This is a genomic window from Photobacterium marinum (assembly GCF_000331515.1).
GTDB lineage: Bacteria > Pseudomonadota > Gammaproteobacteria > Enterobacterales > Vibrionaceae > Photobacterium > Photobacterium marinum.
In genome coordinates this window covers 289,800-315,211 of the sequence record NZ_AMZO01000016.1, presented here as the reverse complement: position 1 = coordinate 315,211, position 25,412 = coordinate 289,800, and the positions used below count along the sequence as shown (strand labels likewise).

Here is a 25,412-nt window from a genome sequence, read left to right as displayed (position 1 = left end):
AAAGGAGCGGGTAGAGAACCGTATCAGTAAGCGGCAATAGCGCTATTTCTTTTTGTATGGTTTGTACAGGCAAAGTGACATGATAATACCGAAGCAAACGCCTTGGGTAATCATGGCCGTGCCACCATAACTAAAGAACGGTAGAGGACTTCCCATTACCGGCAATGCTCCGCTTACCATGCCAATATTAATAAATGCGTACAGGAAGAAGCTCAGTGCCAGTGCACCGCTTACCAAGCGGTTAAACGGTGACTCACACTGGTTAGCTAGCCAGATAACGCGAGCGGTAATAAATAGATACAGGCCAAGTAAAAGCACGCTGCCAAGGAATCCCCATTCTTCCGCATAAGTCGAAAAAATAAAATCTGTATGGCTTTCCGGAATAAAGCCCAATTGCCCCTGTGTTGCATTGGTCCAGCCTTTTCCTTTTATTCCGCCAGAACCAATGGCGATAAGTGACTGAATAATTTGGTACCCGGCACCAAGCGGGTCAGACTCAGGATCAAGGAACTGAACAACACGCTTTTTCTGGTATGCCGCCATTACGAAAAACCATAAGATGGGAACAGCAGTGGCTATCGCGGCCATAAATGAAGAGATGATTTTCCAGCTCATTCCTGCAAAGTACAAAACAAACAACGCATAAATTACAGTGAAGATAGCGCCGTCAAGATCAGGCTGGATAAAGATCAGCCCTGCCGGGACTCCGGTTACCAATAGGCAGGTGGCTATTTTCTTCAGATCAGGCCTACCTGCTTCTGTTACCAGCATCCATGCAATCATCATTGGGATTGCGACTTTAACCAGTTCTGATGGCTGGAAACGAATAGGACCCAGAGCCAGCCAGCGTTGCGAGCCGTTGGTGCTGTCACCCATAACAATAACACCAACAAGTAATACAACGGCTAAACCATATAAGTAAGGAGCGCAGTGCTTGTATTTTATTGGTGGAATTGAAGACATGACAACAATGGCACTAAGCGTAATTAGCGCCCTTGCCAGGTGTCGTTCAAGCATGGATTCACTGAATCCACTGGCACTCCATACGGTTAATGAACTCAGAAAAATCAGTACGGTGATGGCCATCAGTAATGGCAAATCTAGTCGTGGTCGGTAGTTGTGCATAAATCTGTATCAGTTGTTTAATTCACAAAGAGGTTGGCCTCAAATTTAAATTTCATATCAGTGCATCAAGCTGTTATGGGGTGTCCATTTATTGCTTTATACAGAGCATTACTTTCTTTCCATCCACCTAGTCGAAAACTGGATGAGGGATAACGTGTGACTGAATCAGGTAAGTCGAACGTAATAAGGTCAACGCTATGCCACTGGGCTAGCTGTGTTTTCTGTTTGTTTTCTAGCCAGATGCCGCAATTTTCAATTTTACGTGTATGCCATAGCCAATGTTGTAACTTACATTGTTCTTGACGCTTATCTGATGTGATATCAGGGGCTATTGTATTCTGTGCTAAAAGAAGATTACTTAGGTTTGAAAGAGGTCTGTCCGGTATAGCAGCAAGTAATGAAAACTCGTCGCTGTATTCTTCAGCCCGGCTGATTTCCCTTACTTCAGTTTTCCAGTTAAATGGGGAAGAGAGGTGTGTATATCCGGTAAGTGTACTGGTAGTAATTACAAGCAAGAAAAGCATAGAGCAGGTAACGGAAGTCACTATTAGGTGAGTATACAGGCTGTGCTTTTTCATTGATGCCGGGCAGAGGTTAATGCGGGAGGTGCATAAAATAGCTTTTTGGGTATAAAAATCAATTGTAAAGGTGTGTAATTAATCGTTATTGATTGTTTAGTGTGCAATTTCGCTTTGATTCGGTATTTGAGGCACACTTCATATTGAGACAAAAACGCCTTGCTATACTTATGGCATAGAATGTCAATTACTTAGGTTATGCAGGTGATAATGTGAAAGTTTTTTATTTTGCTGTGCTGCTACTTTCGGTATTTGGCTTTACCGGATGTTCCAATAACCCTTATGGCGACTCGTATGGAGTGGGGGATACCCGAACTATTCAGCAGGTTCGTTACGGCACCATCATGAAACTTGAGCCAGTTAGTATCGAAGGTGAAGGTCAGGTAGTTGGCGCTATTGCCGGTGCTGCTGTAGGTGGCATCCTGGGGTCAAAAATCGGTGGTGGTTCCGGTTCTGATATTGCTGCCATTGGTGGTGGTGTGTTAGGTGGTGTTGCCGGTAGTAAAGCTGCTGAAGGTGTTTCGCGCCGTGATGGTGTAAACATCACTATCAAGATGGATAGTGGGGAAACCATTGCTATCGTTCAAGAAGTAAATCCCAATATGATTTTTCAGGTCGGCCAGCGTGTGCGGATAAATGTTGACGGTAATACGGCCAGAGTTGTACCAGAATAATTAGCTTTGTATATTTTCAATTGAAAAGCCACAGTTTGTCAGATTTCTGATAATGACAAACAGTGGCTTTAGTTGATCTGAGGTATTACTTACCTGCAATTTTGGCTGCCAGCAGCCCCTGCATGTCATAGATGTTGGTTTTACCGTTGAACTCCAGAGCAATCGGTGAAGGCTGACCGGAAACCCATAGCTTCAGTTCTGCATCCAGATCGAAATGTCCGGTTGATTCTACGGTAAACATGGTAATGGATTTATAAGGTACAGAGCGGTATTCCACTTTCTTGCCTGTTACGCCTTGCTTATCAATCAGGATCAGGCGGCGATCTGTCAGCACAATCATGTCCCTGATTAATTTGTAAGCCAGCTCAATTTGCTCTTCAGGCCCAAGAATTGTTGCCAGTTCTTCGGTTGCGTCCTCGGCACTCATTTCACCGGCATTTCCTAAAATTGCATCGAACAGTCCCATTGTTGCTCCTTATTTTTTGGTTTTAGCCATACGGCAGACTTTTTTGGAAAAGAGGATGGCCGCTTGCTATTAATCCAATGAACGAACTATACCAATATTTAACGGTTGATCTGTTTTCTTAAGAATGATGGCACAGAGGCTTTGGCCGTTTTTGACAGTTTCTGCATCATCAAAAATGTTGGCATCGAAATCTGGTAGTCAGAATTCAGATCTTCAAGAATGTTCAGCCATAGCTTTGCGGTCATTTCTGAGTCGGCAAGCGCCCGGTGAAAAACACCGTCATTATCAATATTTTTATAGTCCACCAAAGTACCAAGTTTGTGGTTTGGCGCTTGCTGGTAAAGGCGGCGGGCAATCAGCATAGAACAGGTGAACTTACCGTCATATTTTCGGCCGATCTGTTGTAGTTCTGCATCCAGAAAACGCTGATCAAATGATGCGTTGTGTGCAACCAGATTGTAACCAGCAATAAAATCGGCAAATTGGTCCATGACTTCATCACAGCCGGGTGCAGTTTGCAGCATCTGATTTGTGATGCCTGTATAACCTTCAATAAAGCTACTGACTCTGAATCCGGGATTCATCAGTTGCTGGAAACGGTCGATAACAATACCGTTGTCCATCTTTACGGCACCGATTTCGATTGCGCGATCACCCATGTTAGGAGAAAGGCCTGTGGTTTCGAAGTCGAGAACAATAACAGTATTGGCAGCCTGCTGGGTTGTCACAATAAATAACCTTGTGGGTAGGGAGTTCAAAACGACATTGTAACCATGGCGACTGAGGAATCCAATATCCGTGTATCTTTTGGGATAAGTCACAATTTTGTCTCTATGTTTGACGTAATTTGGATTTAAGTATCTGATGTCAATTGCAAATAAATGGAATGAGGATGTGCGAATGTTCCGATTAAAGGTTGATGATGAGATAAACCTGGTGCTGGTTAATGAGAGGTTGGCACTATCAATAGCAGAACAAGTGAAGGCGAATCTGGAATATTTGTCTCAATGGTTGCCTTGACCACGTCTCTGCACCACGGTTGATGCTTTTAAAGCATTTATCCAAAAATCGCTGCATGACTATGCTGACGGTAAAAGTATGGTGTGTGCTATCGAGTATCAAGGAAACATTGTTGGTGTTTCCGGATTTAATACCATTCTTCCTAATCTGAAAAAAGCGGATATCGGATACTGGCTGGCTGCTGAGCATCAGCATAAAGGCATTATTACTCGAGTCTGTCGGGCTTTGATTCAATATGCCTTTGATGAATTAGAACTGGAAATAGTGACAATTACACCAGCAACAGAAAACGCTGCCAGTCGTGCGGTTTGTGAACGTCTTAATATGACATTTGAGGGAATTATTCCTCATGCTGAAAATATAGACGGCGTTCTTTTGAATCATGCTATTTATGCTTGCTATAAGTAAACAACGGCACCTGAGAGGTGCCGTTGTTGCTTTTGATTGGTTTAGTTTCCAGTAGTAATTGCTATTTAATCTCAATACTCTTACTGGCTGGTGCTGTTGGTTCGACTTTTGGCACTTCTACTTTTAGAACACCATCAGTAAATGAAGCTTCAATATCATCTTGTTTCAGGTTATGACCAAGATAGAAGCTGCGCATCAGTTTGCCCTCATAGCGCTCTTTACGAATAACCCGGTCACCTTCTTTTTGTTCTTCGCTTTTTGAAGTCGATGCTTCAATTAACAAGTTACCGTTATGAATTTGAACGCTGATGTCTTCTTTTTTCACTCCAGGAAGATCGGCTGTGATCTCGTAGCTGTTCGGTTTTTCGATGATATCAATCCTTGGCGAGAAGGTATCAATATCGAAGCTTTGTCTTAAAGCCGGAAATGCGTTCTCAAAAAACTGATTGAAGTCAAACCATGAATCTCTTGGAATCAAGCTCATATATGCCTCCTGTCAAAACCGCTTTAAATCCAGTTCAAGTGTAGTTAACGGTTACTTTTTATGTGGATGATTTTTACTCGTTTTGATGTTCCTCAATTTTCAAGCTTGCTTGTGCGGATGGTGAGGAAAGGTGTTTCGGAATGGAGAGAAAGTCTCAACCAGTGTGAACTATATTTATCGCTTACATGCCGTCTGGTAATTGTCTGAGTAGACGGTAGTTATGTGGATGGAGAAGTCATATGAATCAGCACCGGCATTTCAGTGTAAGGTCGTTATTCCTTGCTATTGGCATGACTGTATCCTTGTCAGTAAACGCCCAAATTCCGTTGATGAGTTTCAAGACTCAGCAGCCGATTACATTGGATGCGGTGGCAGAAGATGCATGGATAAAAGCCGCACCATTAAAATTGGTGCTGGATCAGACCGTCTATAAGCCAGAGCAGTATGAAGGGGTGCTTAGTACCAATTATTCGATTCGCTCTTTATATGATGATGAGTTTGTATATTTCTTTGTGCAGTGGAAAGACCCGACCAAAAGCGTGACACGGTTTCCGTGGGAAAAGCAGCAAGATAACAGCTGGAAGCGATTAATGAATAAGGACAAGACCGGTCACGAGAATACTTTCTACGAAGATAAGACGAGCATTTTTTGGAATATCAACGCAGAAGGGTTCACGATTCAGGGCTGCGATATTGCCTGTCATATGGCTGATGCCGAAGGCAAAGTGGCTGATATTGAAAACCAAATCCCAGGTCGGAAATTCACCCGATTGGCTGAAGAAACCATTGATATGTGGCACTGGAAGGCGGTTCGAACCGGTCTAACCGATCAGTTTGATGATCAATATGTGGATTCAAACATTGACCCGATAGACCATGCGAACTGGGGGCGTAAAAACGATCATAAAACCAGTGGCGGTTACAGCACCAATATTGCGGAAGAAAAAGAAATGCCGGCAATGGGGACCCGGCTTTGGAATGATGTCGATAACTACGCATTACTACCTAAAGATCAGGTGGCTTTCCTGGATACGTTTAAACCCGGTCAACGAATTCCGGCGGTTTTAGTTGAGCCGTTCACCGGCTCCCGTGGTGATATCAGTGCCAAAGCTGTCTGGAAAGAGGGTATATGGTCAATTGAGTTTAAGCGTAAACTGGTTACGACGGGAGAAAACGCAGAAAGAGAAGATGTTCAGTTTAAAGACTTAACGAAGCCTTATTACTTTGGTGTGGCTGTCTTTGATAATTCCCAGATCAATCACCTTTATACATTTCAGGTACAGACATTGGTTTTCGAGCAACCTAAAGGAACAGAAGCTGAGAAACCAGCTGTTCCGGTAACATCTCCAGCCAACATTGATGCAAAAAATGAATCGGATAAACAGCCTGTGAGTACAGCACCGATTGAAGATCAGGCAGATGACGTTGAGATTAAATCAGAGTAGGGTGAAGGAATAGGTAATAGGTACCGTAGTTCATGTGTTTGGTTATATTCACTCCGGCGGCATGATGTCGCCGGAGCTGGCTCGTTTTCTCATTCATTTTCTTTGTCGGAAGCCCCTCTTGCAATATTTTCTTGTTTGCCTTCACGTATAGATTCTTCTTCAGTTCTTTGTTTCTCAGTCAGATTTTCGTCTGTCTCTTCTGTTTTGTGAGAAAATATATTTTTTAGCCAATCGAACATAGACCAACCTTAGTGTTTGTGGATTAGTGCAAAACACCCTATAAGCTTAGTCGTTAATATGAGGTTGTCTGTGTTCGGTGAGTTTGAGAATCGGCAGAGCGGCATTACATTGAAAAGGTAAAAACAAAAAATAATGGATTATTTACAAAAGCTTACCCCGGTTATTCGCCATTTGGAACAACACTATGCTGAGCCGGTTAACCTGCAGCAAGTGGCTGAAATGGCCAGCCTTTCTCCTTACCATTTTCACCGGGTTTTTAAGGCAGTAACCGGAGAGACTTTGGCTGATTATATTCGTAGGCTTAAGCTTGCAAGTGCCTCCCAGTGTTTGTTTTACAAAAAGCACAGTGTTACAGAAGTTGCTCTTGATTATGGTTTTTCAAGTTCTCAGAGCTTGGCGAAGGCTTTTCGGATCTATTTCGGGGTGACACCGTCAGCCATCCGAAACTGCAACACACTCGCGGAATATTCTGACCTGATTAAAAATAGCAAGATTGGACACACGCTTCGCAAGACAGGACACGCAACGGATTCGTCTGGTGGTTATAGTTTTGGACAACAACCACATAGGAGGAAAACGATGAAAACAGAACTCTTGAACGCTCGCCATTTAGCTTATATCCGTGTGACTGGGCCATACGGTGAAAATTATGAACCAGCGTCGGGCAAACTGTACCAATGGGCCGGGGCGAATGGATTACAGAATGGCCAATGTCTGTTTATTTATCATGATAACCCTGAAGTGACGCCTGCCGATAAGTGCCGCACTGATATTTGCCTGACTGTTCCTGAAGGAACGGAAGTTGGAAATGGTATTGAACTGATGGGGTTACCGGGCGGAAGCTATGCGACGATTCGTGAGACTGTGACTGAAAAAAGTCAGTATGCTCAGTTTTGGCAAGAGCTGATGGATCAGGTTGTTGCTTCTGGTTTTGAATGTGACGATCGCCCGTGTTTTGAGCTTTATCATAGCTATAATCCGGAAACCAATGTCGCTGATGTCAGTTTTTATACGGCGATTAAAGGTTAATTAAATACACAATAGAAAAACAGCAGGGGGTATTGAATCCCTGCTGTTTTCATTTGGGCTATCTTGCCCGCTATCCAACGCTGAACTAGGCTCTTACAAAGATCTGAGGTCAATAATTAATTTCAGGGGCTATCCCCGGAATGAAGAGTCAGCCGATGAAGGACGATCAACACGCGCCAATTCTTCGTACCGCTTATTTTCGTTTCTACGAAGAGCTTAATGATTTTCTGCCACAGGGGCAGCGAAAAGTATTTTTTCCTTATTCTTTTACCGGAAAGCCGTCGGTCAAAGATACCGTTGAAGCAATAGGTGTCCCCCATACTGAAATTGACCTTATATTAGTCGATGGTGAGTCAGTCGGTTTCGATTTTAATCTCAGTGGTGGTGAACATATCTCTGTTTATCCTGTATTTGAAGCATTGGATATTTCACCTGTCATTCATTTGAGAGCGGAGCCTCTGAGGGAAACAAAGTTCATTGTGGATGTGAACCTCGGACGGCTGGCACAGAAACTGCGCTTACTGGGATTTGATGCCCTCTACAGAAATGATTTTTTGGATGATGAAATTGTCGATATTTCCCTGAAAGAGAAACGAATTATTTTGACCAGGGACAGGGGAATCTTTAAGTTCAATAATGTGACTCATGGCTATTGGGTTCGCAATCACAACACCAGGAAGCAATTGACTGAGGTGATAAATCGGTTACAGCTGGAAAACAGTTTTCACCCTTTTACTCGCTGTTCTCACTGCAATCAGCAATTACAGCCCATTGATAAAGAAGAGCTTATTGAGCGATATCCCCAACATGTTCCTAGAGATACACTGAAGTATTTTGATAAATTCTGGGTTTGTTCCGGATGTGACAAAATCTACTGGCAGGGTTCGCATTATCAGCGGATTGAAAAGTGGATCGGAAAACTGACCAGTCGCGAAGATGCTCAGAAAACGACTGATACTTATAACAGTCGGTGATGTGTCTGATTGTTTGCAAAGGCTAATTTAAAGAAGAAAAAACCGAGGTATTGACCCTCGGTTTTTTTGCTATGAATAACACTTTACTGAGAGTTACTTAGTCAGGTAGGTGTAAAGGAATTCAGTTACGCCTACCATATCAGCAATTTTGATGAACTCTTCAGTAGTGTGAACTTTCGCCATACCGGTAGAGATATTGACGGTTTTCAGGCCCTTACCGTTGAAGATGTTGGCATCACTACCGCCACCGGTTGATTTTGTCTGAGGCTCAACACCGTTAGCAATGAATGCTGCTTTGACGTTTTCGATGAACGGATCAGCGTCATCAATGCGGTAAGCGTTGTAAGCGCGGGTAGATTTGATGTCGATTTCCGCACCGTGCTTAGCTGCAACCGTTTCGAATGTGCTAACCATGTGCTCAACCTGAGCTGCCAGCTTGTCATCGTCCAAAGAGCGAGCTTCAGCCTCAAGGTACAGAGCCGGCATTACAATGTTGGTTGCCTGACCGCCTTTAACCACACCGATGTTCGCTGTTGTTTCGCTGTCGATACGTGATAGGTTCATTTGGCTGATAGCATCAGCAGCCACAGTTAGGGCATTGATACCTTCTTCAGGGGCTAGACCTGCGTGAGCAGGTTTACCAGTAATGTTGATTTTCAGGTTCTGCTGGCCCGGTGCCACAGTGATAATGGTGCCGATATCGCCGCCTGAATCCAGAACAATCGCGTTTTGAGATTTGACAAAAGACATGTCGAAGTGCTGCGAACCGTGCAGGCCGCCTTCTTCATGGACAGTGAAAGCCAGTTCAAGCGTTTTGTGAGGCTGGTTCTGAGCTTTAATGCAACGCACCGCTTCCATAATGGCTGCGATGCCTGATTTGTCATCACCACCCAGGATAGTGTTACCTTTTGAGCTGATAATTCCGTCATTGATAACAGGTTCAATATCATTGCCCGGAGTTACAGTATCCATGTGGCAGCTCATCAGAATGCTACCTTCAAGCTCACCCGGAAGTTTAGCGTAGATATTAAAGCCATTCGAAATCTCTTCCGGTACAGGCAGTTTAGCCACTTCAAAACCCATCTGACCTAATTGTTCAGCAAGGGTTTCAGCAATGACTTTTTCATTGCGTGACTCACTGTTGATTTTAATCAGTTCGATAAAATGTTGGATCAATCTTTCTTCGTTGATTATGGTCATAAGTATCTTTATCTGTCGGAATGAAGTAGACCCACTTTACCTAAAAATCACAGTGTTTTATGTGAATAGGTCAATAAATTGGCTGATTACCAGCTTTGGTTTAGAGTTTTTGTTGGTTTGGTTGTTTATTCATAAAACAAACAACTATTAAAGTGGTCTATCATTAGCAAATAACATTGCTAAAAATGAAAAGAGTAGCAGTGATGACCGTGGCATTTTTAAGGGTGCCCTAGTTAAATAACGGAGCCTTTGCATGAAGAAGGTTAAGATTGAAGAGCTTCACCGGGATCATCAGCCAGAAGCGATTAGAGAGCGTCTTCAGCAGTCTCCGAAATCACAGAACATCTCGGATGCGGTTCTTGGTGGTATAGACGGTTGTGTGACTACCTTTGCTGTTGTATCCGGAGCGGTAGGGGCAGGGTTTCCTGCCGGAGTAGCACTGATCCTTGGTTTTGCCAATCTGGTGGCAGACGGATTCAGTATGGCAATCAGCAATTATGAATCAAACAAAGCACAGCAGGAATATGCTGACAGCCTCCGTCAAATGGAAGAGTTCCACATTGATGAAGTGCCGGATGGTGAGCGGGAAGAAATCCGGCAGATATTCCGTCAGAAGGGGTTTGACGGAGAAATTCTTGAAGCAATTGTAGAAACTCTTACCGACGACAAAAAGCTTTGGGTTGAAACCATGCTGACGGAAGAGCACGGTATCCATAAAACGTTAACCAATCCGTGGGTTTCTGCCGGCGTTACTTTCGCTGCTTTTGTAGTGATAGGAACCGTTCCTCTGTTACCGTTTCTGATGATGTCGCTGCCTTTATCTCAGCAGTTCTTTATCAGTGCCGGGCTTGCTGCATTGATGTTTTTCCTGATCGGCGTCTTAAAAAGTCTCGTTTTCGGTCAGCCTGCAATTATGGCTGGGTTACGTACCTTACTGACTGGCGGAGCAGCGGCAGGGCTTGCATACCTTACAGGTTATATTCTGCGCGAAATAGTCGGTGTGGCAGGGTTATGAAACGTTAAATTGCTATGCGACTATCCATTTCACATCAGATTTGATACAACTCTCAGCCCGATTCTTTGATACCGATTTTGATGGCAGATCCCGTAGCTGCCCGGATTGGATTTGGCAGATTTAGGTAACAATGCAGCTATATAAACAAGATGCCGTCGATTGGTTGTCATCCCTTCCTGACGAAAGTGTGGATTTGTTGATCACGGATCCGCCATATGAATCTCTGGAAAAGCACCGCGCGGTTGGTACCACAACTCGCCTGAAGAACAGTAAAAGTTCAAGTAACCAGTGGTTTTCAATTTTTCCCAATGAGCGTTTTGAGGAATTACTGACTCAGGTCTACCGAGTACTGAAGAAAAACAGTCATTTTTACCTTTTCTGCGATCAGGAAACGATGTTCTACATTAAGCCGATTGCTGAACAAGTAGGCTTTAAATTCTGGAAACCCATCGTATGGGATAAAGTGGCTATCGGCATGGGGTATCACTATCGTGCCCGGTATGAGTTCATTCTGTTCTTTGAAAAGGGCAAGCGGAAACTCAATAACCTTGGTATCCCGGATATCCTTGAAGAGAAGCGGGTTTATCGCGGTTATCCGACAGAAAAGCCGGTTGCATTACTGGAAACCCTGATTGAGCAAAGTAGTACCGAAGGTGAAGTGGTTGCTGATCCGTTCTTTGGTTCTGGCTCAACCATGGTAGCGGCACATAACCTTAACCGCGTTCCTTACGGCAACGATATTTCTGACAGTGCTCATGACCACCTAAAGCAACGTTTGGTTGAGGTTGCATCCTGACAGAACAAGAAGTCTGAGAGCTTAAGGTTAGCTATCAAGTTTAGCTTCAGTCTTTATGAGGTGCAGAATAGCCAGGTCGTGACCGACGACGAAAGTAACGCTCCACACGTTAGTTAATTTATTCACCGGAGTGGGAGTCTGTTCGGCCAGGCTAGTTAAAATTCTATCTGCCTCATTCAATGGGAATCCGTCGATAGCATAAATATCCTGTTCATCAGACCAGGCCCGCATAGCGGTCTGGACATCACAGGCCTCAACCTGTGTTATGTAAGTAGCGCCGTCGTATTCCAGGATTATGGTATAGACAGACATAAAAACCTTCTGATTGATGTGGACTGCAATGCTTGTGCTTTTCTTGGCCTATGCAAGCTTTGCAGTCCGAGGTTATTTAATCATCTTTCATCATCGACTGGGTATACCAGCATGTGACATCCCCGTCAGCGGTGACCAGGTTAACAACGATCTCACCGTAGAGTTTCCACCCATCATCAAGCAAATCATTAACTTTTTTTTCAAACTCAAACTCATGTTTATCGCAGACAATCTTGTATTTCATCATTTGTCTCCTGCTGGTATGACTAAAATTACCGCTATCAAACAATGGCTGCTGAGCCGAAGCGCGTGACAAGTGTCAAACGACTGCATAGTAAATAATAGTTATAAATTAGCAGGCTGTGCCTTGTTGTATGTAACTCTTGGCTTGAAAGATAAGAAAATTATCTGAGATGCCCCGTATTCTCACAGTTTGAGGTTTGATTATTACTTATAGTGGAATCAAACGTTACCCGTAGGCATATACAGAACATATTGTTCGGACCACGAAGGAGGTACCGGTGAAAGAGGTTGTTATACTTTTGATTACCGCAGTACTGGCTTGGGCCTTAAGGAGTGCCATCAGCTTAGATTATAGTTGGCTATCTGCACCAATTGATGCGATGAAAGCTGTGGTTGGGATAGGGGTGTTTTTCGTAATTTATTTAGCAGTAAGCTGGATTGTAGACAGGGTCATTGCTTTTGAGCAAACCACCCGGCAGTCAGAGCCTTAACGCTTTATTTTTTGATTCATGATGGTTTTGATGTTCACATAAAAAATGCCAGCTAAGAACTGGCATTTTTTGCTTTAGTGCGCTGTATGACCAGAGCATTTATTATAGCCGTGAGGCTTATTTGCGTTTTGGCTGCTGGTAAGTACGTCCCGCAGTCTGGTAGATATCTTTTTGTTTGATTTCAAACATATCGAAGAAGAACCAAGCAACGAATTTAATCACATCGTCACCGTCATTCATGATCCACTCTGCGTATTCCTGCTCTTCGCCTTCATCGTTTTCTTGCATAGAAACGTGGTAAATACGACGCTCGCCTTCGATTTCAGCCAGTTGGAACTGACCTGTCAGCGATTCAGCTGCTTCGGCGATATCTTTATCTTCACAAGCTTTAAGTGCATCTAAAACCTGAGGCAGGTTTTCCTTCTCACAAAGCGACTTGATCAGGGTTTCGAACTGTTTTTGTTCCATTTTTATATAACCAAAAGTTGAGATGACGCTATTGTAGCAGTGAGAATTCGTTTTGAAAAAAGAGCATGACGGAATTCTTTTCATTTGGAGCTGTTAGTTTGATAATTAGCCGCCTGAAATACTTTTATGGAAAACGGTTCAATGGAAATTCATACTCTGGTGTTGTTTGCGATAGCTTCTCTGTCTATAAATCTGATTCCCGGTCCGGATGTGATTTATATAGTCTCTAACACCATGAGAGGGAAAGCTTCTGCGGGCACTCAGGCTGCACTAGGATTGGGGGTAGGATATATTTTCCATACACTTGCGGCTGTTTTTGGTCTGTCAGCTCTGATTTTAAGCTCAGCCTATGCCTTTCTGGCGGTGAAATTTCTGGGAGCGATATACTTGCTGTATCTGGGGATATCATCACTGCTTAATTTCATCAGGGGCAAATCAAAAATGAACCTGCCAGAGCAGGAATCCGATGCACCCGCTAATGTGTTCCGGCAGGGGGTCATCGTTAGTGTGTTGAATCCGAAAGTCGCAATGTTCTTCCTGTCTTTTCTGCCACAGTTTGTAGATACTTCATCTGCTTCCGCATCTTATCAGCTATTGGTTCTTGGTTTGTTGTTCTGTACGTTGGCAACATGCTGTAATGCTGCTTATGCCTTGCTTGGTAACTGGGTAGTCCAGAGTGCTAAAGCTCCTGCCTTTAGCCGGGTGATGGAAGGTGCTTCCGGTTTTCTGTTGATTGGTCTTGCTGCCAGAATTGCAGTCAGTCAAAGTCGGGTTTAAAACGTTGTACGGCTTTTCAGGAGCCGTTTTTTTTGAAGTTATCAGTTTTTTCTTAACTTGTGGTTACCCTCACGAACACGTATCAGACTGATTTTATTGCAATGTATTTATGATGCGCATAACAGTCAGCTCATTTAGTTTGTGCTAGTTGGCTGGTCAAAAATCAGCGCCCAATCTCATTTTGTGGCTGGCAGAACTTCTCTGAATGGTCATTTCTGGTCACTCAAATCAACTATCGTATCTACTCCCCCCGTCTACGCCGGGTAAGCTGCTGACGGGGGATGGTCTCTCTGAGTTGTAAGTCATTAATAATCGCAAATGTACCTTATAAAAAGAAAACTCAAGGAGACCATCGTGATTACAAGGAACATCAAATCCTGTCTGGCCCTAGCTATTGCTGCATCGCTTTCGGCATGCGGCAGTTCCGGTTCATTACCCTCTTCTGAAACCCCGGCTTATGTCTGTGATGCCGCTATGACTGCGCAGGCTGATGATTTGCGTATTTATCAGATTATGGTTGAAAGCTTTGTAAATGGTGATGACGCCATTGGCCATGGTACCGGCTATGGTACAAGCCACCATAAAGGTGACTTACAGGGTGTGATTGATTCCCTGGATTACATCCAGTCATTGGGGATGAATGCAATCTGGCTGACACCGATTTTTGATTCTGTTCCTGTGGAAGGTCAAGATCACTGGGCAGACCGTTTAGATGCAACCGGTTATTTCGCCAGTAACTATTTTGCGATTGATCCGCGCTTCGGTACGATGGATAAAGCCCGCGAATTGGTAGAAAAGGCACATGAGAAAGGACTTTACGTCTTCTTTGATGGTGTATTCGGTCACCATAAAGGTAATGTCGTACCTTCTCCACAGGGACGTTTGCCAGTGGGAGAAAACAATCCGGTGAGCTACCCGGAAAGCCTTGAGTTCTATAAAGAAGTTGCGACATATTGGATTAAAGAGCTGAAGATTGATGGCTGGCGTCTGGATCAGGCGTATCAGGTGCCAACTGACGCTTGGAAAGAGCTCCGTAAGAGTGTTGATGAAGCTTCTAAGTCTGTCACTTACACCAATGCCAAAGGTGAAACAGTGAACCCGATGGGTTACATGGTGGCAGAGATTTGGAATAACCAAAACTACATCAATGAAACTGGTTATGGCCCACAAGGTGATCCGGCGCTGTGCTCTGCTTTTGATTTCCCGATGCGTTACCGTGTTGTAGAAACATTTGCGGCTAACGAGAACGCTGTTGGTGGTAAAGGCGGTGAGTGGCTGGCAGAAGGGATGGATTTACATAAGTTGTATCCGGATCATGCCAAACCAAACCTGATGTTGGGTAACCATGACTTAGTAAGACTAGGGGATCTGCTTCAACGAGGTGGGATTGCTTCACCACAGGATGCTGAATACTGGTTACGCAACAAAGCTGCTATCTCATTCCTGGCTGCTTATACCGGACCGATTACCATGTATTACGGTGAAGAAATTGGTGATCAGGTAGAAAACTATGCTGCGAAGGTAGAGCAGGACTGTGCAGTCAAAGGTTTGTGTGATGATCATGTGGCTCGTTCAAGCGCTAAAATTGATGGTGTGACAGCGTCACTGAATAAGCGTCAGGCAGAGCTGCGGGATTATGTTTCAGAGCTAATGACGCTTCGTGCGGGTCATCCTGCATTATCAAGCGGCAAGCGTACTAATGTGATGGCAACGGATGCGATTTATGTTGATCACAAGCAAGCAGACAATGAAGCGCTGCTGTATATGGTCAGCACGACGTCAAGGGCTGACATCATTCCGTTAGATGGTGCTGATATTGGTTCTGAAGGCATGTTAATCGATTTGATGTCCGGCGATAAATTCAAAATGCAGGACGGCAAATATTATATTCCGATGACAGCGTTTGAAGCTCGCTTCCTGAAAATTGAAACCCCGTCGGCCGCCGGAGTGAAAGTGAAAGAAGCTGCAGCGGTTTCTCTGGCTGGAGAAGGTTTCATGGCTCAGTGCGATAATCCGACCGTTGAAGGCGTAGGTCCGGTAAACGAAACCTTGTATGTTGTTGGTGACTTCGCTGATTCAGGCTGGAAGCATAAGTCAGCCCGGGCTTTCGAATATAAAGGCAGCAATGTCTATCAGGTAGTGAAAGAAGAAAAAGCCGGCGCTTACCGAATGCAGTATGCGAGTAAAGACTGGTCTCCTCAGTTCACCGCTGATGGCCTGTCGCTGAAACCGGGTGAAAAAGGGAAGTTAGCACGTGGTGGTTACGGCAAAGATACCGCAGTAACCATTCCTGAGGCCGGGCGTTATGTCTGGAGTCTGGAGTTCAGTTCTGACGGTCAGCCACAGAAGATTATGGTCTCTAAGTGCCAGTAAAATCATAACAAATCTGAATCAAGGGAGCTTTATGGCTCCCTTTTTGGTTTATAGTTAGACGGTTACGGGTAGATAAGAGATATAACAATGACAATGGAACATGAATACTGTGTGGTCATGACGACCTTTGCGAACGAAGCAATTGGTAAGAAAATTATTAATTCTCTGATTGAAAAACGCCTTGCCGCTTGTGTTCAGGTACAAGCTGTTGAGAGTTACTACCACTGGGAAGGAAAGGTGAATTTTGATCATGAAAAATTAGTGATGATTAAAACCAAAACATCACTTTATGATCAGGTTGAAGCCGATATCCTCGCTAACCATGATTATGACACCCCTGAGATTATTCAGATGCCAGTAACAGCTGGATTTACGGATTATCTGAACTGGATTAAGGATGAGTGTAAGTAGGTTATTAACTATAAAATTGCCAATTTAGCCATCAGGTTCCATTAATACTCATTTTGACAAACAATAATGCCTGATTTATCAAATAAATCAGGCATAACTGTGAAAGTAGTCACGTTATGTAGATCCGGGCTGTTGTTATTCTTCTTCGGTCTGTTTGAAAGTGTTCCTCATTGTTCAAGCTGACACCATTCTCTAGTAATAACTCTTATTTTTTAACCATTAACCTTCTAATTTGTCCCGTTGTTTACTTCTTAGTGTTAAGTGAAGAGAAGTGAATTGTTTGGGCTGAATCCCGTTTATCTGATATCAGGAATAATAACAATAATGTCAGCAGAACCAGTACAGCGGCGTTTACAATTTGTATTAGACGCCTATCAAAAATACCCGAATGACAATGTCACTCTGTGTTATTTCGGTATGGCCAATGAAGTGTTTATTGTGCCGACCAAAGAGGGGAAATACGTTCTTAAGAACTGCTTTAAAAGCAATACCCGAAAATTAATTACGAATGAAGTGGCTTTGATTGATCACTTGAATCGTAATGGCTGTCCGACGCCAGCCATTATAAAAGATAAACACGGCAACCCGTTCCTAGAGTTCGACGGGCAGTTTTATGTGATGACCGAATTTATTTCGGATATGACTTATAACTGGTCAAGTGATATTCCGGACAAAGCACATAAAGAGACGGTACGAGCATTAGCTGATTTTCACAAAGCCACCAAAAACTTTGATGAACCTTATCCGGGATTACGGGTTGGCTTTCTTGATATGCAAGCTTGCCGCAATTGGTTGTTGGGCCTCCAACAGCAAATTGAGGTAGCAGATAAGTCGAGAACCTCTGTGGCTAAAATGGCGGAGCTATTGCCACAGTATTTTTCCTTGCTTAATAAGCTTGAAGATGAAATATCGACGCTGGATTTATCTGTGCTTGAAAAGTGCTATATCCATGGTGATTTGCATTGCTTTAATCTTTTTTATGATCAGGAAGGAAATTTCACTCAGGTAATAGATTTCGATTTTTCCCGTTATGACTATCGCTTGGCTGATATTTTCTGGAGTAGCCGGATATTCTTTTTCCGTGAATTGAAGAAAAGATATAGCCGTAAAGAGTTGGACTCTGATGATTTTGAGTTAGCTGAAGATGAAGCTGTCGAGATATTATCTAAGATCTGGCGGATGGTAATTAGTGAATATCGGAAATCAACTTCACTTTCGGCGCAGGAACTTTCTTTTGTTCATCTCTTTGTTAAGGCAGTACCGCTTTATATTGTTCGCTTCTTCGAGTTAACCAACAGCGAAGAAGAGTGCCTTGAACATTTAGAGTGGTTTGAATGGGAGCTATCCCGAGGCGACAAGGATGCGCAAGGTTTGCAATCAGTTATCAAGCGAGTAGTCGATGAACTTGATTCAAAATAGTATCCGGCATGTAAGGCCAAATCTGGCGCTTCCTATTATCCGGCTGGCATTGCCAATTATGATTCAGGGAATTCTGTTCACTCTGATGGGGTTTGTGGATTCTCTGATGATCGGCCAGCTGGGAGAAGGTGCAATTTCAGGTTTGGGTAACTCGAGTCAGCTTCTCTCATTCAGCTTCCTGTTGTTTGCTGCGCTGTCGACTGGGGGCAGTATTTTGATTTCCCAGTATTCTGGGGCGAATCAATCGCATAAGCTGGTGCATGTCGCACAGAGTATGATCTCAACAGGCTGGCTGTGCGGATTATTACTGGGGGGAATCTTCTACTTTTTTGCTGAAGAGCTGATTGCGATTCTGACTACGGACATCTTTCAACCGCGGGAAGAGTGGTCCGCCGTGCCTGAAATTGCAGGGAGTTATCTGCGCATTGTCGCTTTTGCAGTACCTTGCATGTTACTTTCACAGATGGTTTCTGCGGTATTTAATGCATCTGGTGATACGAAAACACCGGTTAAGGTCTCTGTCTTTTTCAATGTGGTCAATTTCGCCGGTAACTACATTCTGATTTTCGGCCTGAAGCTACCGGGTATTGCTGAGCCATTGTTTACCCCTTTAGGTTTGCGAGGTGCCGCCTTTGCAACTTTGATTGCCAGTGCGGGGCAAAGTTTTGTTCTACTGGTCTTTCTTATGCGCCGGTACAGCATTGCGAACTTATTAACGCCGAACCGGGAATACCTGAAGAAAATCATTGAGCTCGGGTATCCGAATACGATTGATGGCTTTTATTGGCAGGGGGCTCGTGTGTTTTACACCGTGCTGATGAACTCTGTCGGTGCTGTCGCTTATGCCGGGTATGCCATTATCCGAACCTTTAAGGGACTGTTTATGTTGCCGGTCGGCGGCTTGCAGCAGGCAACGGCGATTCATATCGGTAAGTTACTGGGAGCAGGCAAGTTCCGTCAGGCGCAGGCTTGTGCGAACAGTGCCATTATGGCTGGATTGGTGATTATGACTATTCCGGTTGTGCTATTGCTGTTGTTGGCGCATCCGCTGTTGGGGCTGTATAAGATTCAGGCTGAAACTTACGAGCTGGCTTATGTCTGTATTTGGGTTCTGGCGTTCTCGCTGTATTTCACTTCTGTCAACTCAGTAATTCCGGGGTTACTGAGAGCAGGAGGTGATGCCAAAGCAGTAATGAACATCACTCTGATAAGTTTTATCGTAGTTGGCGCTCCGGCCAGTTTCATCCTTGGTATCTGGTGCGACTGGGGCCTGATTGGTGCTTTTATCGGTATATCTCTGGAAGAAGTGTTCAAGGCCGGATTGTTTATCCGCCGGATGAGGCGTGGTCTCTGGCTGAAAAATCTCGTTCGCTGATTTAACTTCTTTACCCAAAATAAAAACGAAACGCCATCGCAGTGTTTATTTGTAAACAGCGGTGGTGTTTTTTATGAAATTCAGTTTGGTATAACTACATATTCGGATAGTTCGGCCCGCCGCCACCTTCTGGTGGCACCCAGTCGATGTTCTGCGACGGATCTTTGATGTCACATGCTTTGCAATGGATGCAGTTACTGGCGTTGATTTGAAATACCGGTTGCTCATCAATGGTGACGATTTCATACACACCTGCTGGGCAGTATCTCTGGCTTGGCTCGTCGTATAGCGGTAAGTGAGAAGCAATTGGTACAGCCGGATTTTTGAGTTTCAGGTGGCAGGGCTGGTTTTCCTCATGCTGAGTAGCAGACAGGTAAACAGACGATGCTTTATCGAAACTCAGTTGGCCGTCAGGTTTGGGATAGGGGATTGGCTTACATTTCTCTACTGGCTTTAAGCATTCATGATCTACTTTTTCGTCTTTGACTGTCCAGTTTACATGGTGGTTGAACAGGTTATGTTCGAGAGAGGCCAGTGCGCCGCCAATCAGATTGCCGAACTTATGAATTTGAGAGCCGAAATTCCGGGAGTCATACAGTTCATCATAGAGCCATGATTCTGCATAAAGACGCTCATAGCCTGGTATGGTCTGATGAAATCCCTGTTTGATTTCGGCAAAAACCGCTTCGGCGGCCAGCATGCCGGATTTCATTGCGGTATGGCTACCTTTGATTTTGGCAAAATTGAGTGTTCCGGCACCGCATCCGGCTAAAACACCGCCCGGGAATTGTTGTCGGGGTAAAGAGGAATATCCGCCTTTGGTTATCGCTCTGGCACCATAAGAAATTCGGTGTCCGCCCTGAAGATATTGCTGGTAGAGCGGGTGGTGTTTCATGCGCTGAAATTCGTCAAAAGGGCTGAGATACGGATTGTGATAATTGAGGTCGACAATCAGTCCGACTGCGACCTGGTTGTTCTCAAGGTGATACAGAAAACTGCCGCCAGTTGTATCTGACTGGCTCAACGGCCAGCCGATACCGTGAATAACATAGCCGGGCTTGTGTTGCTCCGGCGGGATTTCCCACAACTCTTTGATTCCGAGAGCGTAGTGCTGGGGATCTTTATCATGATCAAGCTGGAATCTCCTGATAAGCTGTTTGCCCAGATGGCCACGGGCACCTTCGGCAAAAATGGTGTACTTTGCTTTAAGGTCGATACCGGGTTCATAGGTGCTTTTCGGGTTGCCGTCTTTGTCGAGTCCCATATCAGCGGTAGCGATCCCGGCGACAGCCCCCTGTTTGGTATAAAGGATTTCAGCGGCGGCAAAGCCGGGGAATATTTCCACTCCCAGCTCTTCGGTCCGCTCGCCAAGCCAACGGCAAAAATTCCCAAGGCTGATAACAAAATTACCGTCATTTAGCATTGGCTTTGGCGTGATTTCTTCGGGAATACTCAGATAGTTACTCTGATTGGTCAGCATGCAGAACTTTTCTTCTGATACTGCGGTATGGAGCGGAGCATTCAGTCTTTCCCAGTCTGGAAACAGCTCATCCAGCGAACGATGCTCGAAGAGGGCACCGGATAAAATATGCGCTCCGACCTGAGCCCCTTTTTCTACCACACAAACTGACAAGGCCTGATTCTGCTCCTGAGCCAATTGCATGAGCCGACACGCTGCAGAGAGTCCCGCAGGGCCGGCACCCACGATCACCACATCAAACTCCATGCTTTCTCTTTCCATGCCTACCTTCCCGAAAACAATTATCGAGCCATGACAGATACAGCTAAATATAGTCCAGTTGACGTAAACGTAAATTCAACTAGGCTCAAAGTGTAGTTGCCCGGGCTGCATCTCTGTTTAAAAAGGAATGCATTGTGAAAGTATTGGTAGCTATAAAACGGGTCATCGATCCTTATGTCAAAATCCGCGTAAAAAGTGATGGTTCCGGCGTTGAAACCAACAATGTCAAAATGGCCATGAACCCTTTTTGTGAAATCGCGGTTGAAGAGGCTGTTCGGCTGAAAGAAGCCGGTTTTGCAGACGAAGTTATTGTCCTTTCTGCCGGAGAGACAAGCTGTCAGGAGCAATTGAGAACAGCACTGGCTTTGGGAGCAGACAGAGCCATTCACATAGATACAGAATCCCATCTTGAACCGCTGACTGTTGCAAAATTGCTTCGTGCTGTGATGAAACAGGAACAGCCATCACTGGTTCTTCTCGGTAAGCAATCCATTGATTCTGATAATAATCAGGTTGCCCAAATGTTAGCTGCGCTAACCCGGTGTTCGCAGGGTACATTTGCGTCAATGCTCAGTACTGAAGGTGACGGTGTCACGGTAACCCGTGAGGTTGATGGCGGCCTGGAGACATTAAAACTAACACTTCCAGCTATTATCAGCACAGATTTGCGCCTCAATGAACCTCGCTATGCCTCTTTGCCTAACATCATGAAAGCCAAGAAGAAATCTATGCAGGTTATCACCCCTGATGAGCTGGGTGTCGGGATTAGTCATCGCCAGCAAATACTGGCGATAACGCCGCCCCCTCAGCGTCAGGCGGGAATGCGGGTCGGCTCGGTTGCTGAGCTGGTTGATAAGCTGAAAAACGAAGCAAAGGTGATCTGATGGCGACGTTAATTATTGCAGAGCACAATAATCAGGTTGTCGCTCAGGAGACGTTAAAGGCGATTCAGGCGGGGCTGTCGATTGATTCAACCGTGACTGTTCTGATCGTTGGAAAGAACTGCCGTTTTGTAGCGGATGAGCTGAGCCAAGTAAAAGGTGTTGATAAAGTTTTGTTGGCAGATGAGCCGGTTTATGAATATCAATTGGCAGAAAACATGGCTGAGCTTATTGTGGAAATTGCAGCGCCTTACAGCCATATTCTTGCGGCTGCCACCACATTCGGTAAGAATCTGATGCCCCGAGTAGCAGCACTATTGGATGTCGGTCAGTTATCAGATGTGATTGAGATTCAGAGCCCAGATACAGTTATCCGGCCGATCTATGCGGGAAATGCATTAGCGCAGGTGAAGTCGGAAGATTCGATAAAGGTGATCACCATTCGTAGTGCCGCTTTTGATGCCGCACAAACTGGAGACAGTCAGGCTGAAATTCTTGAGCTGAATAAGGTGATTCCATCAGATTTATCGGAGTTTGTCAGCAGGCAGACATCAGAAAGTGAAAGACCTGAGCTGGCTGCGGCGCGGGTTGTGGTGTCCGGAGGCCGTGGGCTTGGTAGTAAGGAAGGGTTTTCGATGGTAGAAACGCTTGCCGATAAACTCGGTGGAGCTATTGGCGCATCGCGGGCAGCCGTCGATGCAGGATTTGTTTCCAATGATTTGCAAGTTGGTCAGACGGGTAAGATTGTCGCGCCTGAGCTTTATATTGCCATCGGGATATCAGGCGCGATTCAACATTTGGCGGGCATGAAAGATTCAAAAGTCATTGTGGCAATTAACAGTGATCCAGATGCGCCCATTTTCCAGATTACAGACTATGGCTTGGTGGGCGACTTGTTTGAATTAGTGCCTGAGCTGATTAAATCTCTTGATTGAATCAGCAAATTCGTCAGTTTAGTTCTGATTCTCGATGATCTGCCAGCCTTGCTGTTTTGCCATTTCGAACATTTCAGCCTGTTCGGTTTCAAGCTGTTCAGTCAACCAAGTGATAAAATTAGTGACAGCGTCACTTTCAAGCTGGCAGTGATAGTAGTACTGCCACGGGCTGTCGATAATTGTCGCCGAGCGGGGAAGCTTGAGATAGCCCTGTTTCAGTTCATGCACGACTAACATCAGGTCGGTTATGGTCACGCCTTGTCCGGCAAAACAGGATGTCAGTGCCATGTCCAGCGTATCGAACGTAAGCCCTGAGTTATTCATTAACTCCGACTTATGGTTTCGCTTTAACCATTCGCGCCAGTCTGAACGATCTGGGGTCGGGTGTAGTCGCGGATAAGTCAGTAATTCATCGACACTGATAGCTTTGTCGGTTTTGGTCAGCAGTTCGGAATATACCGGAGCCAGGTACTCTTTTCGCAGCATATTCTTATGGTACTGGCTTTTGGGATCGCGATGTAAACCGTAAATAGCAACGTCATAGTCGTCATCATCCAGCCTTAGTGCCGTGTCCTCAAAACCCAGAACGGAAGTCAGTACGATATCCAGTGACGGGTACTGTTCCTTAAAGGAATGCAAGCGAGGGATCAGCCATCTCACACCGAAACTCATTGCCACTTTAACCCGCAACGGAGCATTTTCTTTTGTTTTCAATTGGCGAATCATGCCGTTTAAGTCGCTGTATTGGCGAGTTAACAGCAGAGCAATTTCCTTGCCTTCGCCAGTTAGGGTCAGGCTTCTGTGCTGACGGATAAATAACGGAAAACCAAGGTGATCTTCTAGCTGACGGATTTGTCGGCTGACAGCACTTTGCGTCACATTCAACTCGGTAGCAGCCTGGGTAAAACTCAAATGCCGGGCAGCAGCTTCAAATACCCGAAGTCCGTTCAGGGATGATGGCAGCAGAGAGTGTCGGTATTTCATGAGTCATTTCCCTTTTTGCATGAGTTTTTGGAATGCAAGGGTGCCATAAAAGTTGTTTGAAACTCAATGGGATAATTCATAAATTACCCTAATAACAAAAGGGGAATATATGAAAAAACTGATCAGCCTGGCTGTTCCGCTGATTATTTCGCAGCTGGTTGCACAATTACTTGTGTTTACCGATGTCTGGATGATGGCTCAATTAAGTATCTTAGCCATTGCCGGAGGTGGCTTAGGTGCTGCGGTTTACTCGATCGTGTTTATTATTGCAGGCAGTACAGTCGGCTGTGTGGCGAATTTGATTGCGATTGCGTTTGGTAAGCGAATTACTCATCCGGAAAAAGGTGATACTGAAGTCCGCTCATCACTTAAGGGCGGTATTTTGCTTGCTGTTATTTTGACTCTGTTGCTCCAGCCCGTCTTTTTGATGATGCACGATCTTCTGCTGGTAGCCGATCAGGATCCACAAGCGGTAACTTTGGCTGTCGAATATCTTGATGCACTTAAATGGTCAATGCTGCCGAGCTTGATGCTGTTGGTATTGCGTAGTCTGGTCAGTGCATTTGGCGATACCCGTTCAGTGATGATTATGTCGATTGTGACTGTTGTACTGAATGTGCCGCTAAATTATCTGTTGGCTTTTCATTGGGGTATGGGTCTGGCCGGCCTTGGTTACGGAACCGCTCTGGCGGCTTTTCTGGTGATGCTGGGTTATGGTTACTGGGTGTTTAATCACGCTAAATACAGAAAGTACAATCCGTTCGAGAAGCTGGAAGAGTATCAACTCAGTGCCATGATTCCACTGCTGAAGATTGGTGTGCCAATCATGATTGCAACCTTGCTTGAATATGCTTTGATTTCCGGTGCTGCATTGCTGGCAGGAACATTGGGTGCAGTATCATTGGCTATTCACCAGATCGCGCTGCAATGCCTTAACTTTTCATGGAACATCGCATTTGGTTTTTCTCAGGCCGCTTCGATTCTGGTCAGTCAGCATGTCGGCAGTAAAGAATCGGATTTAGTTCGTCGTTATGCGATTCAAGGACTGGTGACAGTGACAGCAACCAGCGCTGTAATCGGCTTTCTGGTGAGTATCTGGCCTGAATTTCTGACAACAGTATTCAGCGTCGAAGGTGATGTGCTTGCCTCTGAGCTTGTTGCTGCGTTACCGGGGGTCATGGTTATTGTGGCGATGTGTTTTGTGGTTGATGCATGGCAACTGGCGGCCATTAGTATTCTGCGCGGAATGAAGGTGGTAACGGCGCCGACAATTTCAACTGTGATCGGTTATTGGTTGATTGGTTTACCGTCGTCCTGGGCACTGATGAATATCATGGGGCTAAGAGGTGTTTGGGCTGGACTTGGAATCGGTCTGGCGGCAACCGGAGTTATGTTGGTGATCCTGCTATTCAGACATCTGGCGAAACTCAAAAAACAATTCGCCGGGAATGGGATGGAATCAGGTAACTCAAGTGGTTCTGCATTATCGATTTAGCTGTCAGGCAGATTGATATAGCCAAGAAGAAAAGGGAAGATAAAAAAGCCGGA

Annotated in this window: 27 protein-coding genes and 1 pseudogene; 16 read left to right on the top strand and 12 right to left on the bottom strand. The window is 44.9% G+C overall.

Features of this window, described 5'->3' with window-relative positions; genetic code table 11:
• Positions 1–42: 42 nt before the first annotated feature.
• Together rodA and C942_RS11530 are read right to left on the bottom strand one after the other, a co-directional pair.
• Positions 43–1,125 carry a rod shape-determining protein RodA gene (gene rodA / locus C942_RS11535; protein ID WP_036799704.1) on the bottom strand — a complete coding sequence of 361 codons (1,083 nt, stop codon included), beginning with the start codon at positions 1,123–1,125 and terminating at the stop codon, positions 43–45.
• 65 nt (positions 1,126–1,190) lie between these two features.
• A complete protein-coding gene (locus tag C942_RS11530; protein WP_157372619.1) occupies positions 1,191–1,703 on the bottom strand; it encodes a hypothetical protein in 513 nt (170 codons plus the stop codon).
• Positions 1,704–1,915: 212 nt separating this feature from the next.
• Here C942_RS11530 and C942_RS11525 point away from each other — a divergent pair, with 212 nt between their 5' ends.
• Positions 1,916–2,377: an outer membrane lipoprotein gene (locus tag C942_RS11525; RefSeq protein ID WP_007465889.1), complete on the top strand. Its 462-nt coding sequence runs from the start codon at positions 1,916–1,918 to the stop codon at positions 2,375–2,377.
• 85 nt (positions 2,378–2,462) lie between these two features.
• Here C942_RS11525 and C942_RS11520 read toward each other — a convergent pair whose 3' ends face one another.
• A complete protein-coding gene (locus C942_RS11520) occupies positions 2,463–2,843 on the bottom strand; it encodes a PH domain-containing protein (protein WP_007465887.1) in 381 nt (126 codons plus the stop codon).
• Positions 2,844–2,941: 98 nt separating this feature from the next.
• Complete coding sequence (locus tag C942_RS11515) at positions 2,942–3,571, bottom strand: 3'-5' exonuclease (RefSeq protein ID WP_007465885.1); 630 nt, start codon at positions 3,569–3,571, stop codon at positions 2,942–2,944.
• A 172-nt stretch (positions 3,572–3,743) separates the two neighbouring features.
• Between C942_RS11515 and C942_RS11510 the strand changes: the two are divergent.
• Positions 3,744–4,271, top strand: a pseudogene (locus C942_RS11510) (GNAT family N-acetyltransferase).
• Positions 4,272–4,332: 61 nt separating this feature from the next.
• Here the strand turns inward: C942_RS11510 and C942_RS11505 are convergent.
• Positions 4,333–4,755, bottom strand: coding sequence for an Hsp20/alpha crystallin family protein (locus tag C942_RS11505; protein WP_007465884.1), 423 nt, complete (start codon positions 4,753–4,755; stop codon positions 4,333–4,335).
• A gap of 239 nt (positions 4,756–4,994) precedes the next feature.
• Between C942_RS11505 and C942_RS11500 the strand changes: the two genes are divergently transcribed.
• Positions 4,995–6,200 carry an ethylbenzene dehydrogenase-related protein gene (locus tag C942_RS11500; protein ID WP_007465882.1) on the top strand — a complete coding sequence of 402 codons (1,206 nt, stop codon included), beginning with the start codon at positions 4,995–4,997 and terminating at the stop codon, positions 6,198–6,200.
• A gap of 89 nt (positions 6,201–6,289) precedes the next feature.
• On the opposite strand, the gene C942_RS25095 is transcribed toward C942_RS11500, so the two are convergent.
• Positions 6,290–6,439: a hypothetical protein gene (locus C942_RS25095; RefSeq protein WP_007465880.1), complete on the bottom strand. Its 150-nt coding sequence runs from the start codon at positions 6,437–6,439 to the stop codon at positions 6,290–6,292.
• Between the two features lie 133 nt (positions 6,440–6,572).
• Here C942_RS25095 and C942_RS11495 point away from each other — a divergent pair, with 133 nt between their 5' ends.
• Entirely contained in the window at positions 6,573–7,469 is an 897-nt protein-coding gene (locus tag C942_RS11495; RefSeq protein ID WP_007465877.1) for an AraC family transcriptional regulator, read from the top strand.
• 155 nt (positions 7,470–7,624) lie between these two features.
• Entirely contained in the window at positions 7,625–8,443 is an 819-nt protein-coding gene (locus C942_RS11490; RefSeq protein WP_198287485.1) for a Mut7-C RNAse domain-containing protein, read from the top strand.
• Positions 8,444–8,536: 93 nt separating this feature from the next.
• Here the strand turns inward: C942_RS11490 and C942_RS11485 are convergent, their stop codons facing one another.
• A complete protein-coding gene (locus C942_RS11485; RefSeq protein ID WP_007465873.1) occupies positions 8,537–9,643 on the bottom strand; it encodes a M20/M25/M40 family metallo-hydrolase in 1,107 nt (368 codons plus the stop codon).
• Between the two features lie 253 nt (positions 9,644–9,896).
• Here C942_RS11485 and C942_RS11480 point away from each other — a divergent pair, with 253 nt between their 5' ends.
• Together C942_RS11480 and C942_RS11475 are read left to right on the top strand one after the other, a co-directional pair.
• Positions 9,897–10,658, top strand: a complete 762-nt coding sequence (locus tag C942_RS11480; RefSeq protein WP_007465871.1) for a VIT1/CCC1 transporter family protein — start codon at positions 9,897–9,899, stop codon at positions 10,656–10,658.
• A 130-nt stretch (positions 10,659–10,788) separates the two neighbouring features.
• Positions 10,789–11,454: a DNA-methyltransferase gene (locus C942_RS11475; RefSeq protein WP_007465869.1), complete on the top strand. Its 666-nt coding sequence runs from the start codon at positions 10,789–10,791 to the stop codon at positions 11,452–11,454.
• A gap of 27 nt (positions 11,455–11,481) precedes the next feature.
• On the opposite strand, the gene C942_RS11470 is transcribed toward C942_RS11475, so the two are convergent.
• Positions 11,482–11,766 carry a hypothetical protein gene (locus tag C942_RS11470; RefSeq protein WP_007465867.1) on the bottom strand — a complete coding sequence of 95 codons (285 nt, stop codon included), beginning with the start codon at positions 11,764–11,766 and terminating at the stop codon, positions 11,482–11,484.
• 76 nt (positions 11,767–11,842) lie between these two features.
• A complete protein-coding gene (locus C942_RS24670) occupies positions 11,843–12,013 on the bottom strand; it encodes a DUF1737 domain-containing protein (protein ID WP_083882336.1) in 171 nt (56 codons plus the stop codon).
• Positions 12,014–12,287: 274 nt separating this feature from the next.
• Here C942_RS24670 and C942_RS11465 point away from each other — a divergent pair, with 274 nt between their 5' ends.
• On the top strand, positions 12,288–12,500 hold the full coding sequence (locus C942_RS11465) for a hypothetical protein (protein ID WP_036799697.1): 213 nt from the start codon (positions 12,288–12,290) through the stop codon (positions 12,498–12,500).
• Between the two features lie 117 nt (positions 12,501–12,617).
• Here the strand turns inward: C942_RS11465 and C942_RS11460 are convergent, their stop codons facing one another.
• Positions 12,618–12,968 (bottom strand): hypothetical protein, encoded by a 351-nt coding sequence (locus C942_RS11460; RefSeq protein ID WP_007465860.1) that lies wholly within the window; start codon positions 12,966–12,968, stop codon positions 12,618–12,620.
• A 141-nt stretch (positions 12,969–13,109) separates the two neighbouring features.
• Between C942_RS11460 and C942_RS11455 the strand changes: the two genes are divergently transcribed.
• The 5 genes from C942_RS11455 to C942_RS11435 all read left to right on the top strand — a co-directional run bounded on the left by C942_RS11455 (position 13,110) and on the right by C942_RS11435 (position 19,323).
• A complete protein-coding gene (locus C942_RS11455; RefSeq protein ID WP_007465858.1) occupies positions 13,110–13,745 on the top strand; it encodes a LysE family translocator in 636 nt (211 codons plus the stop codon).
• A gap of 318 nt (positions 13,746–14,063) precedes the next feature.
• Positions 14,064–16,118, top strand: a complete 2,055-nt coding sequence (locus C942_RS11450) for an alpha-amylase family glycosyl hydrolase (protein ID WP_051035795.1) — start codon at positions 14,064–14,066, stop codon at positions 16,116–16,118.
• A gap of 87 nt (positions 16,119–16,205) precedes the next feature.
• A complete protein-coding gene (gene cutA, locus C942_RS11445) occupies positions 16,206–16,529 on the top strand; it encodes a divalent-cation tolerance protein CutA (protein WP_007465853.1) in 324 nt (107 codons plus the stop codon).
• Between the two features lie 324 nt (positions 16,530–16,853).
• Complete coding sequence (locus C942_RS11440) at positions 16,854–17,948, top strand: phosphotransferase enzyme family protein (RefSeq protein ID WP_007465851.1); 1,095 nt, start codon at positions 16,854–16,856, stop codon at positions 17,946–17,948.
• The gene (locus C942_RS11435; RefSeq protein ID WP_157372618.1) at positions 17,929–19,323 is read left to right on the top strand and encodes an MATE family efflux transporter; all 1,395 of its coding nucleotides are present in this window, start codon (positions 17,929–17,931) and stop codon (positions 19,321–19,323) included. The genes C942_RS11440 and C942_RS11435 overlap by 20 nt, the downstream gene beginning before the upstream one ends.
• Positions 19,324–19,417: 94 nt before the next feature.
• On the opposite strand, the gene C942_RS11430 is transcribed toward C942_RS11435, so the two are convergent.
• Entirely contained in the window at positions 19,418–21,064 is a 1,647-nt protein-coding gene (locus C942_RS11430; RefSeq protein WP_036799694.1) for an electron transfer flavoprotein-ubiquinone oxidoreductase, read from the bottom strand.
• A gap of 134 nt (positions 21,065–21,198) precedes the next feature.
• Between C942_RS11430 and C942_RS11425 the strand changes: the two genes are divergently transcribed.
• The gene (locus tag C942_RS11425) at positions 21,199–21,948 is read left to right on the top strand and encodes an electron transfer flavoprotein subunit beta/FixA family protein (RefSeq protein ID WP_007465845.1); all 750 of its coding nucleotides are present in this window, start codon (positions 21,199–21,201) and stop codon (positions 21,946–21,948) included.
• The gene (locus tag C942_RS11420; protein ID WP_007465843.1) at positions 21,948–22,880 is read left to right on the top strand and encodes an electron transfer flavoprotein subunit alpha/FixB family protein; all 933 of its coding nucleotides are present in this window, start codon (positions 21,948–21,950) and stop codon (positions 22,878–22,880) included. Before C942_RS11425 ends, C942_RS11420 begins: the two co-directional genes overlap by 1 nt.
• 18 nt (positions 22,881–22,898) lie before the next feature.
• Here C942_RS11420 and C942_RS11415 read toward each other — a convergent pair whose 3' ends face one another.
• Positions 22,899–23,864, bottom strand: a complete 966-nt coding sequence (locus tag C942_RS11415) for a LysR family transcriptional regulator (RefSeq protein WP_007465840.1) — start codon at positions 23,862–23,864, stop codon at positions 22,899–22,901.
• Between the two features lie 109 nt (positions 23,865–23,973).
• Here C942_RS11415 and C942_RS11410 point away from each other — a divergent pair, with 109 nt between their 5' ends.
• Entirely contained in the window at positions 23,974–25,359 is a 1,386-nt protein-coding gene (locus C942_RS11410) for an MATE family efflux transporter (RefSeq protein WP_007465838.1), read from the top strand.
• Positions 25,360–25,412: the final 53 nt, after the last annotated feature.